Here is a 17,659-nt window from a genome sequence, read left to right as displayed (position 1 = left end):
GACCGTACGTGCTGCCCCCTTCCTTGACGAGCTGGCCCCTGCGGGAGTCGCTGTCCCGTGAAGGCATGAGCGGCGCCCGGTTGTGGATCGGCCGGTCGGTGCGCGTCCTGGTCGTCGTGGGACTGACGTGGTCCACCGTGGCCGGCCCGCACTTCCGGGGCTGGGCACTGGTGGCGGCGCTCGCGGGGGTCGCCGCCACGCTCGTGGCGTTCCGCGGCTACTTCCGCGTGACGCGCGAGCGCCTTCTCTGGCCGTCCGTGGGCCTCCTGTTCGTCCTGGAGGCCGCGGCCTTCGGCTTCTCCTTCGCCGGCGCCCGGACGCCGGCGATCGTCCTGTGGTGCGCCTGCGCCATCACCGCGTTGGAGCGGCTCCCGCTGGCCGTCGGCGTGCTGTGTTCGTCGGCCGCACTCGCCGCCTACGCCGTGATGAACACCGACAACTGGCTGGCGAGCACCACGACCACCGTGGGCCTGGCCCTGGCCGGTTACGTCATCCGCCTCGACGCCGAGGCGCGCGGCAACGCCCAGCGGCTGCTGGCCCAGGAGCGGGCGGCCCGCACGGCCGAGGCGGAGTCGGCGGCGCTGGCCGAACGGGGCCGGATCGCACGGGAGATCCACGACGTCCTCGCCCACAGTTTGAGCGCCCAGTTGGTGCATCTGGAGGCGGTGCGGCAGCTGATCCAGCGCAGTTCCGACCTCGAGGCGGACCGCGCACAGCTCCTGGAGCGGGTCGTGGCGTGCCGGGGAATGGCCCGAGAAGGGCTTGACGGCACCCGTGAGGCGCTTTCCGCCCTCCGCGGGGAGCTGGTCCCGGTCGAGGACTTCCTGCGCCGTCTGACGGCCGCTGAGGGCGTTCGACTGGACGTGACGGGCGAGTCCCGCGTGCTGCCGGCCGAGGCCGGACTCGCGGTCCGCAGGATCGCTCAGGAGGCACTCACGAACGTGCGCAAGCACGCCCCGGGGGCGCGGGTGAGCGTGCGGCTGGACTACGGGACGGACGACGTGGGGCTCGAAGTGCGGGACGACGGGGGCCGCGGGCGGTCCGCCGAACTCTCCGCGAGCGGTTCCGGGTACGGTCTGCTGGGAATGCGGGAGCGCGCCGAACTCCTCGGTGGAACGCTGGAGTCCGGCCCTGCTGAGGAGGGGTTCGTGGTGCGGTTGCGGGTGCCCGCATGACGGCACGTACGGTGACGCGGATCGTGGTCGCCGATGACCAGACGGTGGTGCGCGAGGGAATCGTGATGCTGCTGGGGCTGCTGCCGGGCATGGAGGTCGTCGGTTCGGCGGCGGACGGTGAGGAGGCGGTCCAACTGGTCGCCCGACACGCCCCCGACGTCGTCCTGATGGACCTTCGCATGCCCCGTTGCGACGGGGTCGAGGCCACCCGCCGGATCCGCGCGGACCACCCAGGCACCCAGGTCGTGGTGCTCACCACGTACGCCGACGACGACTCGCTCTTCCCCGCCCTGCAGGCCGGCGCCCGCGGCTATCTGACGAAGGACGCGGACGGCGACGAGATCGTCCGCGCCATCGACGACGTGCTCTCCGGTGAGGCCGGCCTGGCGCCGAAGATCCAGCGGCGCCTCCTGGAGCGCCTCGCCGAGCCCGCGCACACCGTGCCGCAGCCGCCGGCGGAGCCCCCGGACGGGCTGACCGCGCGCGAGGTGGAGGTGCTGCGGCTGGTCGCCGAGGGGCTGGCGAATCCAGAGATCGCCCGTACCCTGCATGTCTCCACGGCGACGGTGAAGACCCACATCAACAACCTCTTCGCCAAGGCGGGGCTGCGCGACCGGGCCCAGGCCATCCACTACGCGTACCGCAACGGGCTCGCACAGCCGCCCGGGTAGTTCCCGGCGGTCCATCACCTGATGGGGTGAAGGGTCCGCAAGCGGGCGTCCGGGATCTTCCTTTCTGTCCACCCTTGGGCGGCACGGACAACCACCCCGTGCACCAAGGAGAGTTCGGTGGACAAGCAGGACGGCCGCTCGGCCGATGAGTCCGGGGCCGTACGGCTCGACGACCCCTGGTACGACGCCCTCGCCCCCGGGTGGGCGGAACCGGCCGGTGCGGCGGACACGGCCGACCATGGAGGCGGTGCCGAGGAGCCGCTGACCGTAGGAGCACCGCGGAACGGCGGGATTCCCCTGGACGAGATCTATCTGGCGGTGCACCGGAGCGGTGCGTTCCAGGAGGTGCGCCGCTGTTACCGGCGCTTCGTCGTCCCCGCCACCCTTGCCTTTCTGGGCTGGTACCTCGCCTATGTGGTGGCGGCGATCGCCGCGCCGGATCTCATGGCCCGTCAGCTCGTCGGTGCCTTCAACGTCGCCATGGCCGCCGGTCTCGGCCAGTTCGCCACAACGTTTCTGCTCGCCTGGGCCTACATGCGCCACGCGCGGCTGCGCAGGGACCGTGCGGCGCTGGAGATCCGCTGGGAAACCCAGGAACTGACCGGGGGGAACGGGCGGTGACCGGCGGCCACGAGACCTTCGCGCTGACTCTGGTCAGCGCCTTCATCGCGCTCACTCTGGCGATCACCCTCTGGGCGGGGCGCCGCAGGCGTGGCTCCGCGGTGGAGTTCTACGCCGGCGGGAGGCTCTTCTCGCCCATGGAGAATGGTTTCGCCATCGCGGGTGACTACATGTCCGCCGCGTCCTTCCTGGGCATCACCGGGCTGATCGCCCTCTTCGGCTACGACGGCCTGCTCTATGCGGTCGGCTTCCTCGTCGCCTGGCTGCTCGTGCTCTTCCTGGTGGCCGAACTCGTCCGGAACTGCGGGCGGTTCACCCTCGCCGACGTCGTGGCCGCACGGATGCGGGAGCGCCCCGTGCGGATCGCGGTCGGCGCGGCGTCCGTCACCGTCTCCGTGCTCTATCTGGTGGCGCAGATGGTCGGTGCCGGCAGTCTGGTGGCGCTGCTGCTCGGCGACGCCGGACCGCAGGCCCGTACCTGGATGGTGATCGGCGTGGGCGCCCTGATGGTGGTCTACGTCGCCTTCGGCGGAATGCGGGCCACCACCTGGATCCAGGTGGTCAAGGCGGTGCTCCTCCTGGGCGGCGCCATGGCCCTGACCGTCCTGGTGGTGATCCGTTTCCACGGGGACCTCGGTGCGCTGCTGAACACCGCCGCCGAACGCAGCGGCCACGGAAGGGCGTTCCTCGCGCCGGGTCTCAAATACGGAGGGGACTGGACCGCGCGGCTGGACTTCCTCAGCCTCGGGCTGGCTCTGGTCCTGGGAACAGCCGGGCTGCCGCACATCCTGTCGCGGTTCTACACCGTGCCCACGGCGCGGGCCGCCCGCCGTTCCGTCGGCTGGTCCATCGGGCTGATCGGCGGCTTCTACCTGATGACCGTCGTGCTGGGCTTCGGGGCCGCCGCTGTAGTGGGCAGCGACGCAGTACGGGCCTCCAACTCGGCGGGCAATACGGCCGTTCCGCTGCTCGCCGTCGACCTGGGAGGCGGGGCGGGGTCCACCGGAGGAACGGTTCTCTTCGCCGTGGTGGCGGCGGTCGCCTTCGCCACCATCCTGGCCGTGGTCGCCGGTATCACCCTCGCCTCCTCGGCCTCCGTGGCCCACGACCTGTACGCCTCACTGCGCCGCCCGCGCGGCACGGCGCGGGACGCACAGCGCCGCGAGGTGGCCGTGGCACGCCTCGCCGCGGTCGCGGTCGGAGCCGTCGCCATCGCACTGGCGCTGCTCGCCCAGGACCTGAACGTCGCCTTCCTGGTGGGCCTGGCCTTCGCGGTCGCCGCCTCGGCCAATGTGCCGGCCCTGCTCTACGCCCTGTTCTGGCGCCGCTTCACGACGCGGGGTGCCGTCTGGTCCGTCTATGGCGGGCTGGTCCCCGCGCTCACCCTGGTGGTCCTCTCGCCCGTGGTCTCCGGAGGCCCGGAATCCCTCTTCCCCCACCTGGACTTCGCCGTCTTCCCGCTCTCCAACCCGGGCGCGGTCTCGATCCCCCTGGGCTTCCTGATGGGCTGGCTGGGAACACTGCTCTCCCCTGAGGCCGCCGATCCGGCCCGGCATGCGGAGACGGAGGTGCGGGCGCTCACGGGGGCGGGCGCCGTTTAGAACGCGCCGGGGCCTAGACCCATTCGTAGCGGTGTTCCGGGCGGCCGGTCTCGCCGTACCTGAGGGTGAGGCGCACTCGGCCGGCGCGTTCCAGGAGCTTCAGATAGCGCTGGGCGGTCTGCCGGCTCAGTCCGGCCCGGTGGGCGACGTCCTGGGCCGAGAGCGGGGTGTCCGCGGAGCGCAGCACCGAGCGCACGCGGTCGGCGGTGGCGGTGGAGTGCCCCTTGGGCAGCTCGGCGGAGCCGGCGTTGGCGGCTCCCAACGCGCCGAAAAGCCGGTCCACTTCGGACTGCTCGGCCTGTCCGCCGCCGGCGAAGGTGCGATGCAGCGCCGCATAGCCCTCCAGTTTGGAGCGCAGGCCCGCGAAGGTGAACGGCTTCACCAGGTACTGGAGCGCGCCGTGCCGCATCGCGGCCTGAACGGTCGCGATGTCGCGGGCCGCCGTCACCATGATCACGTCGGTGACCAGGCCACGGCGCCGCAGTTCGCCGACCAGTTGGAGGCCGGTCCGGTCGGGCAGGTAGTGGTCCAACAGGATCAGCTCGACGGGGTGCGTCTCCAAAGCGGCCAGGGCCTGCGCCGCCGTATGTGCGACGCAACTGACCCGGAAACCCTGCACCTTGGCGACATACGCCGCGTTGATCTGCGCGACCTGCGCATCGTCGTCCACGACCAGTACGTCGATCATCGGCCGGCCTCCGTGGCGTCCTCGGCGCGGTGCGCGCCCTCGGGATCGTCGGCCGCCCCGGCCGGCTCGGGAAGCTCCTCGGAGAGCGCGTCGGGGACCGTGACGGTGAACACGGCGCCGCCTCCTGGGCGTTGGTCCACCACGGCGCCGCCCCCGTAGCGCTCGGCGAGCCGGCGGACCAGCGCGAGTCCGATGCCGCGCTGCCCGTGGGCGGGCGGCTCCTTGGTGGTCCAGCCTTCCGTGAAGATCTCGGCCCGGCGCTCCTCGGGCACGCCCGGCCCGTTGTCGGCGACGCGTACGACGGCGGTCCGTCCCTCGGCCCGCACCTCCACCTCCACCTGGGCCTCGGGCGTGCCGGCGGTGGCGTCCAGGGCGTTGTCGACGAGGTTGCCGAGGACGGTGACCAGGCTGTGCGGGTCGATCAGGCGGTCGGGCAACCGGGTGCCGGACGCGATCCGCAAGGACACGCCCCGTTCGGTGGCGACGGTGGCCTTGCCCACCAGAAGGGCGGCCAGCAGGGGGTCGTGGATGCGCTCGGTGACCTGTTCCGCGGTGGCCCGGTGGACGCCGACGGCGCGGATCACGAACTCCACGGCCTCCTCGTGCAGCCCCAGTTCGAGCAGGCCGAGGAGGGTGTGCAGCCGGTTGGCGTGCTCGTGGTCCTGTGCCCGGAGGGCGTCGATGAGACCGCGGGTGCCGTCCAGTTCGCGGCCCAGCCGCTCCAACTCCGTACGGTCGCGGAGGGTCACCACCGCGCCGCCGTCGTCGGTCGGCATACGGTTCGCCACCAGCACCCGGTGCCCGCTGACCGCCAGCAGATCGGCACCCGAGACACGGCCGGCCAGCACATCGGTCGTCCGGCCCGGCGGAAGGGCGGTGTCCAGGGGGCGGCCGGTGTCCTCGGCGCGCAGATCGAGGAGGCGCTGCGCCTCGTCGTTCATCAGGCGGATCCGGCCCTGACCGTCGAGCGCGAGAAAACCCTCCCGGATGCCGTGCAGCATCGCCTCCCGCTCGGTGAGCAGCGCGGAGATGTCGGAGAAGGCCAGGTCATGGGTGCGGCGCTGGAGTCGGCGGGCGACCAGGTAGGCCGCCAGTGCGCCGACGGCGAGCACCCCGCCGGCGTACGCGAGCAGCTGCGGCACGGTGGACAGCAGCCGCTCCTGCACGCTCTCGTACGCGATGCCCACCGAGACGGCGCCGACGACCTTGCCGTTCTCGTCCCGCAGCGGGACCTTGCCCCGTGCGGAGCGGCCGAGGGTGCCCTCGTCGATCTGCATGACCTCGCGGCCGGAGAGCGCGGCGCTCGGGTCGGTGGAGACGTGGTGCCCGATCTCGTCGGGGTCGGTGTGGGACCAGCGCACTCCGCGCTTGTCCATGATCACGACGTACTCGGCTCCGGTGGCCGCGCGGATCCGTTCCGCCTCGTTCTGGACCGGGCCGTGGCGGCTCGGGCGCGATGCCTCCAGTGCGTCGTCGAGGCGCGGTTCGGCGGCGGTGGTCTGCGCGATGGCGAGCGCCCTGCGCATCGCCTGGTCGTCCAGCTGGGCGCTGAGCGGGGCGAGGAACAGGCCGGTCGCCAGTGCGGTGACGCCCGTGGCGATGGCCAACTGCATCAGCAGCACCTGGGAGAAGACCCGCCGCGGCCAGCCCAGCCGGGGGCGCCTCAGACGCACTCCGGTCGTGTTGCGTGCCCTGGACGTGCCGCGCGGGGCGGTCGCTGTGCGCGGGGCGGAGGGGCCGGCGGGAAACGGTGCGGTGCCCGAGGGCTCTGCGGCGCTCGGGCGCGGAACCGACGCTTCCTTCTCGCCCATACCGACGAACAGTAAGCGGGCCGACCGCCGGGCCGGTAATCCCTACGGCGAGGAATTCGGAGGGTGTCCGGACGGCCACGCGGGGCGCGGCAGCCCGGTCGTGACGGGAGCGGCGGAGTCGGGCTGTGGACGGCGATGACGGGCTTCGCGGGAGTTATCCACAGGCCTTTCGGCTGCGCACTGTGAGCACTTACTCTCGCAGTGTCGTCACGCTCCGTGACGGCGTCCGAGCCGCCACGGGTGGGGATCAGTGGCCGCGAATCCGTGAAAGGGGGGTCAGTCGAGATCTGCGGCGGTGAGAGAGGTGACCGCCATCCGCGAGGAAGGAAGGAGGGGTGCGCCACAGCTGGCGGGCGCCGGAGCACCGTCGGTCCGCTGCTCGACCGTCACGTACCAGGCCCGGCCGTCCGTGTGCGCGACCGTGACGGCCCAGGCCGGTCCCGCGCCGTCGGCGGGCGTGGCGGCGGATGCGGGCGGCAGGGCCTCGACCCGTACGACGTCGAGGGCGTCCGCGCGGTCCTCATGGATCCGGGCACGGACCGCGAGGTCGGCCGCCTGGGCGGGGCGCTCCCAGGCCGAACGGCCACGGCAGTGGTCCAAGACGATCCGTCCGCTGCGCGCCGCCTCCACGGCGGACTTGACCAGATGCGCCGAGGCACGGCCGTAGGCGTAACCGTAAGGAAGGAGAAAAAGGGTGGGGGAGAAGCGATGGCCGCCCAGGTGGGTGACCTCCCAGGTGTCGATTCCGGTGGCGGCGAGTTCCGCGGCCAGCGGCCGGCCGAGCAGGGCGCAGCAGCGGTCCCGTTTGCCGTTGGTGCAGACGAGGGCCAGCGGGTCGCCGGAATGCGGTTCCCAGAGGTCGTGGTGGTCGCCCGCGCCCAGGGCGGCGAAGTCCAGTCCGAGAGCGGTGCCGGGATCGGTGACGGTGGTCGTGCGGACCCAGGAGCGACCCGGCGCGGTGTGGGCGAGGAAGAGCCGACGGCGGGCGATGCCATGGCAGTCGGCGTGGCGGCCCGGCCGCCGGATCAGGGCGATGCGTACGCCGGTCCCGGCCGCCGCGGCGTCCAGCGCCCGGCCGAGACCTGGGTCGAGATGGCTGTCCGTGAGCGCCTTGGCTCCCCAGGGGCCGGTCTGCTCGATGAGCAGCCAGGTACGGGCGGTGGCCGAGGTCCCGGCCAGCGGTTCGGCCGCGTTACGGGAGGCGGTGGCGCAGGTACTCACAAAGGCGAGCCTAACCTCATGGTTCAGGCATCCCGCACGCCGGACCGCTTGCGAGCCTGCGCGGGAGGGGCGAGGAAGGGGGAGCGCGGTCGCGCCATGGCGGCCACGGCAACGGCAACGTCGAACCGCTCATGAATCGCCACCGCCGGAACGCCCGGTCACTCGCTCCCCATCGCGGCCGGGATGCCGGATCGCTCAGGCCCGCTCACGGTGGAGGCGCAGGACGGCTCGAGCCGCTCAGGCCCGCTCATGGCAGGCACATCACAGGACTTGGGCGGCTCGGGTGCACTCGTGGCAGGCACACCGGACGGCTCGCGCGGCTCGGGCCCGCTCATGGCAGGCACATCACACGGCTTGGGTGGCCCGGGTGCACTCGTGGCAGGCACACCGGACGGCTCGGGCGGTTCGGGCACGCTCATGGCAGATGTGCAAGGCGGCTTGGGCCCGCTTACGGGAGCGGCTGTGGGGGGCGTGGGCCGTGGTACTGGCCGCTGGGGCGCATGCGGAGCGGGCGCTCGTCGAATTCCTCCAGGGCGTGCGCGATCCAGCCGGCGGTGCGCGCGAGGGCGAAGACCGTTTCTCCCGCCTCGGGCGGCATGCCCACCGCGACGGTCAGCACGGCGAGTGCCAGGTCGACGTTGGCGTGCAGCTCCGTGTGGCGGGCGGTGGTGCTGACGACATCGCGTGCGGCCTGCAGGGCGGGTGCGGCCTGCGGTACGTCCGCCAGCAGCCGGAAGAGGACGCGGGCGCGCGGGTCCTCCCCCGGGTAGAGGCGGTGGCCCAGGCCCGGTACCCGGCGGCCGGCCCGCAGATGATCGGCCACGACGGCAGCCGCGCTGCCCCGGTCCAGGACCTCCAGCAGCGTCCGGTGCGCCAGCCCGCTCGCGGCGCCGTGCAGCGGACCGTCCAGCGCCCCCAGGCCCGCCGAGACGATCGCGTACGGATGGGCACGGGCGGAGGCCGCGACCCGGACCGCGAGGGTGGAGGCGGCGAGGTCGTGGTCGATGAGCAGGACCAGCGCGGCGTCCAGGACGCGCAGCGATGCGGGCTCGGCCGGTTCCGCGGTCAGCCGGGACCAGAGCCGGGGCGCGAGCGGTCCGGCGGTGGAGGGTTCTTCACCGAGCACCGGGAGGGCGTCGACGAGGGTCGGGATGAGGCTGCGGGCGGTGCCGAGGACGGCGTCCTCGGAGAGGTCGAACCGCAGTGGATCGGCGGCCGCGGCAGCGATCACCGCGACTCGCAGCTGGTCCATCGGCCCGCTGTGCGGCGGCAGCGCCCGTACGGCGCGACGGGCGGCGGTCCGGGCGTCCTGCGGGGCGGTGAAGCGGATGCCGCGGCGCAGCACACCGGTCCACAACCACTCCGCGACCTCCTCGTAGCTGTAGTGGGCGGCGAGCTCCGCGGTGTCCACGCCGCGGAAGTAGCAGTGGTCACGATCGATCAGGGTGATGCCGGTGCGGATCGCCAACTCGGCGCCGGCGGAGGGAGTTTCGCGGCGGCCGCTGCGGCGGGCCAGCGCGTCGATCTCCTTGGGGTCGAAGGTGCTGCCGCGGCTGCCGGGTTCCCGGTGGCTGGTCAGCTGACCGCGACTGACGTACGCATAGACCGTCTCGGGCTTCACGCCGAGCCGGTCGGCCGCCTCCCGCGTGCTCAGCCGTCGCTCGCGGGTGTCGTGTGCCGTGTCGTGATCCGCCATGGGATCACCGTATCCAGCGCGTCCGTACCCGGACCCATCCATGTCCAGGACCCTCCTGTATTGACGCATGCATTGATTCAATCAATATTGACGAGTATTGAGTCAAGCATAGATAGTCGGATCAATATCGGGGAGGAAGAACGAGGAGATCCGCCATGCCGATCGCTGAGGCGAACGCACCCATCGAGGCACCCCGCGGACTCGCGGGCGTCATCGTCACCGAGACCCAACTCGGCGACGTCCGGGGGCGTGAGGGCTTCTACCACTACCGCCAGTACTCCGCCGTCGAGCTGGCCCGGACCCGCACGTTCGAGGACGTCTGGTACCTGATGTTCCATGGCGCGCTGCCCGACGCGGCCCAGCTGGCGGCCTTCAAGGCCGAGACCGCCGCGCTGCGCCCGCTGCCCGTGGCAGTACGCGACGCACTGCCCGCCCTGGCCCGGGCCGGTGCGCTCGCGGGTCCGCTCGCCGGGCTGCGCACCGCGCTCTCGCTGCTCGGCGCGAGCTCCGGTTTCCGGCCGCTGTACGACATCGACGCCGACCGCCGGCGGGCCGACGCACTCGCCGCCGTCGCCGCCGTACCGACCCTGCTCACCGCACTGCACCGGCTCGGCCAGGGACAGCAGCCGGTGGAGCCACGGCCGGACCTGGGGCACGCCGCCAACTACCTCTACATGCTCACCGGCGAGGAACCGGATCCGGACCGGGTCCGGGCGATAGAGGCCTACCTGATCTCCACGATCGATCACGGCTTCAACGCCTCGACGTTCACCGCCCGGGTCATCGCCTCCACCGGTGCCGACCTCGCGGCCTGCCTCGTCGGAGCCATCGGCGCGCTCTCCGGCCCGCTGCACGGCGGAGCGCCGAGCCGGGCACTGGACACGCTCGACGCCATCGGTACGCCCGACCGGATCGACCCCTGGATCCGCGAACGGGTCCTGCGCGGCGAACGGATCATGGGGTTCGGCCACCCCGTCTACCGCACGGAGGACCCGCGGTCACGGATGCTGCGCGGGCTCGCCGAGGAGTTCGGCGGGCCGCTGGTGGAGTTCGCCGTCGAGGTGGAGGCGCGCGCCGAGGCGCTGCTGGCCGAGCTCAAGCCGGGCCGCGAGCTGCACATCAACGTGGAGTTCTACGCGGGCGTCGTCATGGAGCTGTGCGGCCTGCCGCGCGAGATGTTCACGCCCACCTTCTGCGCGGCCCGGGTCGTCGGCTGGAGCGCCAACATCCTGGAACAGGCAGAAGATTCGAAGATCATCCGCCCGGCGGCCCGGTACGTCGGCCCGCCCCCGCCGCAGCCGCTGCCGGAGGTGGTGCCCGGGTAGCCGCCACCACAACGCCGGTGCCTCAGCCTGGCACCGGGCCACGGCCGGATCTTGGCCCCCCGGGCCTTGGCCTCGCACCACGGCGCCGGACCTTGGCGCCGGGCCTCGGCAGCGGGCTACGGTTCCGCACCTCGTCGCTGGGCCAGGGTTCCGGACCTTGGTGTTGGACCACGGCGCCGGACCTTGGTGTTGGGTCACAGTTCCGAGTCTGGGCATCGGGTCACGGCGCTGGGAGGCCAGCGCGGGGCCACGGTTGCGGATCTCGGTGCCTGGCCACGGTGCCGGACCTCGGCACAGGATCTCGGCGTCGGGCCACGGTTCTGGGCACCGGGCGGTGGTTCGGGGCACCGGGCCGGTTCCGGGCCACGGGTCCCGGGGCGCGGTTTCGGGTCGCTGCGGCGCCGGGCCGTGGTGCCTGACCGGACCTTGCCGGCCGGACCGGATCCTGCCCACCGGACCGGGCCCCGGCGCCGGACGGGGCCCGGTCCGCCCAACCAGCCCCTGTCGGTGAGACCGGATGCTGGCGCCGGACCCGGCCCTGGCGATCGGCCCGGCCTTGGCCACGGTCGGGCCTGGGCCACGGTCGGGCCTGGGCCACGGTCCGGCCTCGGCCCCGACCCGGCCCCGCCCCCCGCCCCCGGCGACGGATGAGGCGCCCCACCCTGACACCATCGGCGGCTGCCCGCCGGACCCGACTCTGGTGCCGCACCGGGACCCGGCGATCGGCCCGGCCTCGGCCACGGTGCTGCCCGGCCCCGCCCCGGCCCCCCGCCCTGCCCTGGCGACGGACGAGGCGCCTCACCCTGGCACCAGCGGCGGCGGCTGCTGCCGGCCGGACCCACCCCTGGCGCCGGACCGGGACCCGGCGATCGGCCCGGCCTCGGCCATGGTGCGGCCCCGGCCCGGCCCTGGCCCCCGCGCCGCACCCGGCGACGGACGCGCCCCACCCCGGCCCCTCGCGGCGGCCGCTTGGCCTGGGGGCCCCGATTGCCCCGTCGCCCGCCGCCCTCCGGCGACGGACGAGGCGCCCTACCCTGGCCCGTCGCGGCGGCCGCTCGGTGCGTGGCCCCGGTTGCCCCGCCCCCGCCGCGCCGCCCCCACCCCCGGCAAGCGGCTGGCGCTTGGCCCGTAAAGCGCCGTATTGGTGGTCCGTTACGATCGACTGCTCGTCCGCCGCCGGGCCGCGCGGCCCGCCACCCGCACCATGGAGGCGCCTTCTGGCCACGCAACAGATCCCGGTCGTCGTGCTCGCAGGGTTCCTCGGTTCGGGCAAGACAACGCTGCTCAACCACCTGCTCCGGGCCGGCGACGGGACCCGTATCGGCGCGATCGTCAATGACTTCGGCAGCATCGAGATCGACGCGATGACCGTCGCCGGGCAGGTGGACTCGATGGTCTCGCTCGGCAACGGCTGTCTGTGCTGTGCGGTCGACACCAGCGAGCTGGACACGTATCTGGAGCGGCTGGCCCGGCCCTCCGCCCGTATCGACGTGATCGTCATCGAGGCGAGCGGGCTGGCCGAGCCGCAGGAACTCATCCGGATGATCCTGGCCAGCGACAACGACCGGATCGTCTACGGCGGGCTGATCGAGGTCGTGGACGCCGCCGAGTTCGAGTCCACCCGGGCCCGCCATCCCGAGCTGGACCGGCACGTCGGCATCGCCGACATCGTGGTGCTCAACAAGGCCGACCGGATCGACGACACGGCGCTCCGGGCGCTCCGGGACACCCTCGCGGAGCTGGCGCCCGGACGGCCGGTGCTTTGTGCGGCGTACGGACGGGTCGACCCCGAGCTGTTCTTCGACCGCGGGCCGGGGGAGGACCACGATGCCGCTGGCGTGCGGCAGTTGTCCTTCGAGGACCTGTTGCGCGAGGCCGCGGCCAATGGCGGGCACCCCCGAAACGATCGCGAAACCGCGTACGGCGAGAACGGCCACGTCGACCACCACGACCCCCACAGCTCAAGCGACCCCCGCAGCTCCAGCGATCCCCACAGCCCAAGCGACCACCACAGTCCAAGCGACCACCACGATTGCGGCCGCGACGCCTGTGGTGACCACTGCGCCCGCGACCACACCGGGCACTTTCACGCCGCCTACCAGAGTGTGGAGTTCAGCTCGGCGGAGCCGATGCACCCGCGTCGGCTCATGGCCTTCCTCGACAGCCGGCCGGCCGGGCTCTACCGCATCAAGGGGTTCGTCCACTTCGATGTCCCGGAGAACCGGCAGAAGTTCACCGTGCACGCCGTTGGCGACTTCCTGCGCTTCTATCCCGAGCCCTGGCCGAGGGGCGAGGAGCGGAGCACCCAGCTCGTCCTCATCGGCAGCGGCATCGATGCCCCGGCGCTCCGCAAGGAGTTGGACAACTGCCGGGAGACCGGGCCGCCGGAGGCCGATGTGAACAGCATGTGGGGCGTGCTGCGGTACGTGGCCTCCCGCGAGGGAGACGAGTAGGGACCAGTACACGAGTCCGAGTACAAGGACAGGTGCAAGTCCGAGTACGAGCGCGAGTGGCGAGTGCGAGTACGAGGAAGGGCAGCAGAGACGCGTAGCGCCGTCGGGCCGGCTCCACACCGGCCCGACGGCGTCCACTTCCGGTCACTCGACGGCGTCCGCTTCCCGTCCCGTCAGGAGCGAGGACGTCCGCTTCCCCGCCCCGTCAGCAGCGACGGGCGAGCCACGCGTAGCGCTTACACCGGACCCGCCAGCGCCGCCACCGGCTTCGTCAGCGCCACTCCCGAGCCGTCCCGGCGCGGGTCCGGCTCCGGCAGCGGGACCGGGGCGCCCTTGGCGTCCGCCGCCCGCACCGGTGCCGGTCCGGCCCACGCCTGGATCAGGCAGTCCTCGCCCTTCAGGAATCGCTGACAGCGCACCCCGCCGGTCGCCCGGCCCTTGCGCGGGTACTGGTCGAACGGGGTGAACTTGGCCGTGGCGACCGAGTCGTCCAGGGTGCCGTGCGAGCCGGCGACGGTGAAGACCATGGCGTCGGCCGCCGGGTCGACCGCCGAGAATGCGATCACCTTCGCGCCCTCGCCCAGCTTGATCCCGGCCATACCGCCCGCGGGCCGGCCCTGCGGCCGTACCTGCGACGCCGGATAGCGCAGCAACTGCGCCTCGTCGGTGATGAAGACCAGGTCCTCCTCACCGGTGCGCAGCTCGGCCGCGCCCACGATGCGGTCGCCCTCCTTGAGGGTGATGACCTCCAACTCCTCCTTGTTCGCGGGGTAGTCGGGCACCACCCGCTTGACCACGCCCTGTTCCGTACCGAGCGCGAGGCCCGGCGAGGACTCGTCCAGGGTGGTGAGGCAGACCAGCTCCTCGCCGTCCTGGAGCGTCAGGAACTCCGAGAGCGGTGCGCCGCCCGCGAGGCTCGGCGCCGCCGCGGTCTCCGGGAGCTGCGGCAGATCGATCACCGGGAGCCGCAGCAGCCGGCCCAGGGACGTCACCACGCCCACCTCGCCGCGGGTCGTCGCCGGCACCGCCGAGACGATCACATCGTGCTTGACCCGCTTGGCGTCGACGTCGAACGGCACCTCGCCGGTGACCGTACGCGCCAGCAGGCCCGTCGAGGACAGCAGCACCCGGCACGGGTCGTCGGCGACCTCCAGCGGCACCGCGCCGACCGTGGTGCCCGCCGACTCCAGCAGGACCGTGCGCCGGTCCGTGCCGTACTTCTTGGCGACCGCGGCCAGCTCGCCGGAGACCAGCTTGCGCAGTTCGGCGTCCGACTCCAGGATCCGGGTCAGCTTCTCGATCTCGTCCTGCAGCCGGTCCCGCTCCGACTCCAGCTCGATCCGGTCGAACTTGGTCAGCCGGCGCAGCGGGGTGTCGAGGATGTACTGGGTCTGGACGTCGCTCAGCGAGAAGCGCTCGATCAGCCGCTCCTTGGCCTGTGCGCTGTTCTCGCTGGAGCGGATCAGGCGGATCACCTCGTCGATGTCCACCAGGGCCGTCAGCAGGCCCTCGACCAGGTGCAGCCGGTCGCGGCGCTTCGTCCGGCGGAACTCGCTGCGGCGGCGCACCACGTCGAAGCGGTGGTCGACGTAGACCTCCAGCAGCTCCTTCAGGCCCAGCGTCAGCGGCTGGCCGTCCACCAGCGCGACGTTGTTGATGCCGAAGGACTCCTCCATCGGCGTCAGCTTGTAGAGCTGCTCCAGGACGGCTTCGGGGTTGAAGCCGTTCTTGACCTCGATCACCAGGCGCAGGCCGTGCTCACGGTCGGTGAGGTCCTTGACGTCCGCGATGCCCTGGAGCCTCTTCGAGCCGACCAGGTCCTTGATCTTGGAGATGACCTTTTCCGGGCCGACCGTGAAGGGGAGTTCGGTGACGACCAGCCCCTTGCGGCGCGCGGTGACGTTCTCCACCGTGACCGTGGCGCGGATCTTGAACGTGCCGCGGCCCTTCTCGTAGGCGTCCCGGATGCCGCTCAGACCCACGATCCGGCCGCCGGTCGGCAGGTCCGGGCCCGGGACGAAGCGCATCAGGGTCTCGAGGTCGGCGTTCGGGTGCTTGATCAGGTGGCGGGCCGCGGCGATGACCTCACCCAGGTTGTGCGGCGGCATGTTCGTCGCCATACCGACGGCGATGCCGGAGGTGCCGTTGACGAGGAGGTTCGGATACGCGGCGGGCAGGGCGACCGGCTCCCGCTCCTGGCCGTCGTAGTTCGGCGAGAAATCGACGGTGTCCTCGTCGATCGACTCGGTCATCAGGGACGTCGCGGACGCCATCCGGCATTCCGTGTACCGCATCGCGGCCGGCGGGTCGTCGTTGCCGAGCGAGCCGAAGTTGCCGTGGCCGTCGACCAGCGGCAGCCGCATCGAGAACGGCTGCGCCATGCGGACCAGCGCGTCGTAGATGGACGCGTCGCCGTGCGGATGGAGCTTACCCATCACCTCGCCGACGACCCGGGCGCACTTCACATAGCCGCGTTCGGGGCGCAGGCCCATCTCGTTCATCTGGTAGAGGATGCGGCGGTGCACGGGCTTGAGGCCGTCGCGGGCGTCCGGCAGGGCGCGCGAGTAGATGACCGAATACGCGTACTCGAGGAAGGAACCCTGCATCTCGTCGACGACGTCGATGTCGAGGATCCTCTCCTCGAAGTCGTCCGGCGGCGGGGTCTTCGTGCTGCGGCGGGCCATCGCGGCTGCGGCTCCTTCTGCTGCGTCTACTGCCGAGGTCGGGGACGGCGCCGGGGCGTCGTCGGTCAATCAGCCGGGTCGATCAGCTGGGGGATCAACCGGCGAGTATCTCTGAGTCTGACGCGGACCATTGTGGACCGCCCCACTGACAACGCCGACCGCGACTCCCCTTTCCGTGCCCGCGGCCGCCCGGTGACGGCCGTACGACGGGCCGGTGAAGGCCGTCCCGGCGGCCCGGACGGCGGCTCTCGCGGCGGTCGGCGCGGGCCCTCGATCGGGGGCGGTCCTGCGGGAACTTCGCCAGATGCCGACGCGGTTGCATACAGTGACAGAACTTCCTCGCAAGCGATCGAAGGGACGTACATGCCCATGGGTCACACGGCCACAGAACAAGCCGGCTCCGGCGGCCTGACAGCGACCGAGCACCGGCTGGCCAACGGCCTGCGCGTGGTGCTCTCCGAAGACCACCTGACCCCGGTCGCAGCGGTCTGCCTCTGGTACGACGTCGGCTCCCGCCATGAGGTCAAGGGCCGTACGGGCCTGGCTCACCTCTTCGAGCACCTGATGTTCCAGGGCTCCGCGCAGGTGAAGGGGAACGGCCACTTCGAGCTGGTGCAGGGTGCAGGCGGTTCGCTCAACGGCACCACGAGCTTCGAGCGCACCAACTACTTCGAGACCATGCCCGCCCACGAGCTGGAGCTCGCGCTCTGGCTGGAGGCGGACCGCATGGGCTCGCTGCTGACCGCGCTCGACGAGGAGTCCCTGGAGAACCAGCGCGACGTCGTCAAGAACGAGCGCCGCCAGCGTTACGACAACGTCCCCTACGGCACGGCCTTCGAGAAGCTGACGGCCATGGCGTACCCGGAGGGCCACCCGTACCACCACACGCCCATCGGGTCGATGGCCGACCTGGACGCCGCCTCACTGGAGGACGCGCGGGCGTTCTTCCGTACGTACTACGCGCCCAACAACGCCGTCCTGTCGGTCGTCGGCGACATCGACCCGGCCCGGACGCTGGCCTGGATCGAGAAGTACTTCGGCTCGATCCCCTCCCACGACGGCAAGCAGCCGCCCCGGGACGGCACGCTGCCCGACGTGGTCGGCACCGAGCTCCGCGAGGTCGTCGAGGAGGAGGTGCCCTCCCGCGCCCTGATGGCGGCCTACCGCCTTCCGCACGACGGCACCCGTGAGGCGGACGCCGCCGACCTCGCGCTGACCGTCCTGGGTGGCGGCGAGTCCTCCCGCCTGTACAACCGGCTGGTGCGCCGCGACCGCAGCGCGGTGGCCGCCGGCTTCGGTCTGCTGCGGCTGGCCGGCGCGCCCTCCCTGGGCTGGCTGGACGTGAAGGCGTCCGCCGGGGTGGAGGTGCCCGCCATCGAGCACGCGGTCGACGAGGAACTGGCACGGTTCGCCGCCGAGGGGCCCACCCCGGAGGAGATGGAGCGGGCGCAGGCCCAGCTGGAGCGCGAATGGCTGGACCGCCTGGCGACGGTCAGCGGCCGCGCCGACGAACTCTGCCGCTTCGCCGTCCTGTTCGGCGACCCGCAGCTCGCGCTGACCGCCGTGCAGCGGGTCCTGGACATCACCCCCGAGGAGGTGCAGGCGGTCGCCAAGGCCCGGCTGCGCCCCGACAACCGCGCGGTGCTCGTCTACGAGCCCACCGAGCCGGCCGGCAACGCCGCCGAGGAAGGGGAGACGGAGCAGTGAGCGACA

12 protein-coding genes are annotated in these 17,659 nt (G+C 72.3%); 7 read left to right on the top strand and 5 right to left on the bottom strand.

The features are described from left to right. Window positions 1-11: 11 nt before the first annotated feature. From ACFV1J_RS11105 to ACFV1J_RS11090, 4 genes are all read left to right on the top strand, one after another. Complete coding sequence (locus ACFV1J_RS11105; protein WP_385857096.1) at window positions 12-1,175, top strand: sensor histidine kinase; 1,164 nt, start codon at window positions 12-14, stop codon at window positions 1,173-1,175. Continuing rightward, window positions 1,172-1,846 carry a response regulator gene (locus ACFV1J_RS11100; RefSeq protein ID WP_385857021.1) on the top strand — a complete coding sequence of 225 codons (675 nt, stop codon included), beginning with the start codon at window positions 1,172-1,174 and terminating at the stop codon, window positions 1,844-1,846. The genes ACFV1J_RS11105 and ACFV1J_RS11100 overlap by 4 nt, the downstream gene beginning before the upstream one ends. A 117-nt stretch (window positions 1,847-1,963) precedes the next feature. Then, window positions 1,964-2,467, top strand: a complete 504-nt coding sequence (locus ACFV1J_RS11095; protein ID WP_385857020.1) for a DUF485 domain-containing protein — start codon at window positions 1,964-1,966, stop codon at window positions 2,465-2,467. After that, complete coding sequence (locus tag ACFV1J_RS11090) at window positions 2,464-4,068, top strand: cation acetate symporter (protein ID WP_385857019.1); 1,605 nt, start codon at window positions 2,464-2,466, stop codon at window positions 4,066-4,068. The genes ACFV1J_RS11095 and ACFV1J_RS11090 overlap by 4 nt, the downstream gene beginning before the upstream one ends. A gap of 13 nt (window positions 4,069-4,081) precedes the next feature. Here the strand turns inward: ACFV1J_RS11090 and ACFV1J_RS11085 are convergent, their stop codons facing one another. From ACFV1J_RS11085 to ACFV1J_RS11070, 4 genes are all read right to left on the bottom strand, one after another. Beyond that, entirely contained in the window at window positions 4,082-4,756 is a 675-nt protein-coding gene (locus ACFV1J_RS11085; RefSeq protein WP_385857018.1) for a response regulator, read from the bottom strand. Continuing rightward, window positions 4,753-6,369 (bottom strand): ATP-binding protein, encoded by a 1,617-nt coding sequence (locus tag ACFV1J_RS11080; protein WP_385857095.1) that lies wholly within the window; start codon window positions 6,367-6,369, stop codon window positions 4,753-4,755. The genes ACFV1J_RS11085 and ACFV1J_RS11080 overlap by 4 nt, the downstream gene beginning before the upstream one ends. 474 nt (window positions 6,370-6,843) lie before the next feature. Further along, on the bottom strand, window positions 6,844-7,788 hold the full coding sequence (locus ACFV1J_RS11075; protein ID WP_385857017.1) for a sucrase ferredoxin: 945 nt from the start codon (window positions 7,786-7,788) through the stop codon (window positions 6,844-6,846). A 448-nt stretch (window positions 7,789-8,236) separates the two neighbouring features. Further along, entirely contained in the window at window positions 8,237-9,484 is a 1,248-nt protein-coding gene (locus ACFV1J_RS11070; protein WP_385857016.1) for a citrate/2-methylcitrate synthase, read from the bottom strand. Window positions 9,485-9,639: 155 nt separating this feature from the next. On the opposite strand from ACFV1J_RS11070, the gene ACFV1J_RS11065 reads away from it, so the two are divergent. Together ACFV1J_RS11065 and ACFV1J_RS11060 are read left to right on the top strand one after the other, a co-directional pair. Then, a complete protein-coding gene (locus tag ACFV1J_RS11065; RefSeq protein WP_385857015.1) occupies window positions 9,640-10,809 on the top strand; it encodes a citrate synthase/methylcitrate synthase in 1,170 nt (389 codons plus the stop codon). A 1,217-nt stretch (window positions 10,810-12,026) separates the two neighbouring features. Further along, window positions 12,027-13,262 carry a CobW family GTP-binding protein gene (locus ACFV1J_RS11060; protein WP_385857094.1) on the top strand — a complete coding sequence of 412 codons (1,236 nt, stop codon included), beginning with the start codon at window positions 12,027-12,029 and terminating at the stop codon, window positions 13,260-13,262. Window positions 13,263-13,498: 236 nt separating this feature from the next. On the opposite strand, the gene ACFV1J_RS11055 is transcribed toward ACFV1J_RS11060, so the two are convergent. Further along, complete coding sequence (locus ACFV1J_RS11055) at window positions 13,499-15,946, bottom strand: DNA topoisomerase (ATP-hydrolyzing) subunit A (RefSeq protein ID WP_385857014.1); 2,448 nt, start codon at window positions 15,944-15,946, stop codon at window positions 13,499-13,501. Window positions 15,947-16,315: 369 nt separating this feature from the next. Here ACFV1J_RS11055 and ACFV1J_RS11050 point away from each other — a divergent pair, with 369 nt between their 5' ends. Continuing rightward, complete coding sequence (locus ACFV1J_RS11050; protein WP_385857093.1) at window positions 16,316-17,653, top strand: M16 family metallopeptidase; 1,338 nt, start codon at window positions 16,316-16,318, stop codon at window positions 17,651-17,653. Window positions 17,654-17,659 lie beyond the last annotated feature (6 nt).

It is taken from the genome of Streptomyces sp. NPDC059649, from assembly GCF_042734445.1.
Taxonomy (GTDB): domain Bacteria; phylum Actinomycetota; class Actinomycetes; order Streptomycetales; family Streptomycetaceae; genus Streptomyces.
The sequence above is the reverse complement of the archived record's forward strand: the minus strand, read 5'-3'. Positions and strand labels throughout refer to the sequence as shown.

What these genes read in the sequence shown, in the direction of transcription:
- ACFV1J_RS11100 (WP_385857021.1), top strand. Translation starts at nt 1,172, where the DNA reads ATGACGGCACGTACGGTGACGCGGATCGTGGTCGCCGATGACCAGACG.
- ACFV1J_RS11085 (WP_385857018.1), bottom strand. Translation starts at nt 4,756, where the DNA reads ATGATCGACGTACTGGTCGTGGACGACGATGCGCAGGTCGCGCAGATC.
- ACFV1J_RS11080 (WP_385857095.1), bottom strand. Translation starts at nt 6,369, where the DNA reads ATGCAGTTGGCCATCGCCACGGGCGTCACCGCACTGGCGACCGGCCTG.
- ACFV1J_RS11070 (WP_385857016.1), bottom strand. Translation starts at nt 9,484, where the DNA reads ATGGCGGATCACGACACGGCACACGACACCCGCGAGCGACGGCTGAGC.
- ACFV1J_RS11065 (WP_385857015.1), top strand. Translation starts at nt 9,640, where the DNA reads ATGCCGATCGCTGAGGCGAACGCACCCATCGAGGCACCCCGCGGACTC.
- ACFV1J_RS11055 (WP_385857014.1), bottom strand. Translation starts at nt 15,946, where the DNA reads ATGGCCCGCCGCAGCACGAAGACCCCGCCGCCGGACGACTTCGAGGAG.
- ACFV1J_RS11050 (WP_385857093.1), top strand. Translation starts at nt 16,316, where the DNA reads ATGGGTCACACGGCCACAGAACAAGCCGGCTCCGGCGGCCTGACAGCG.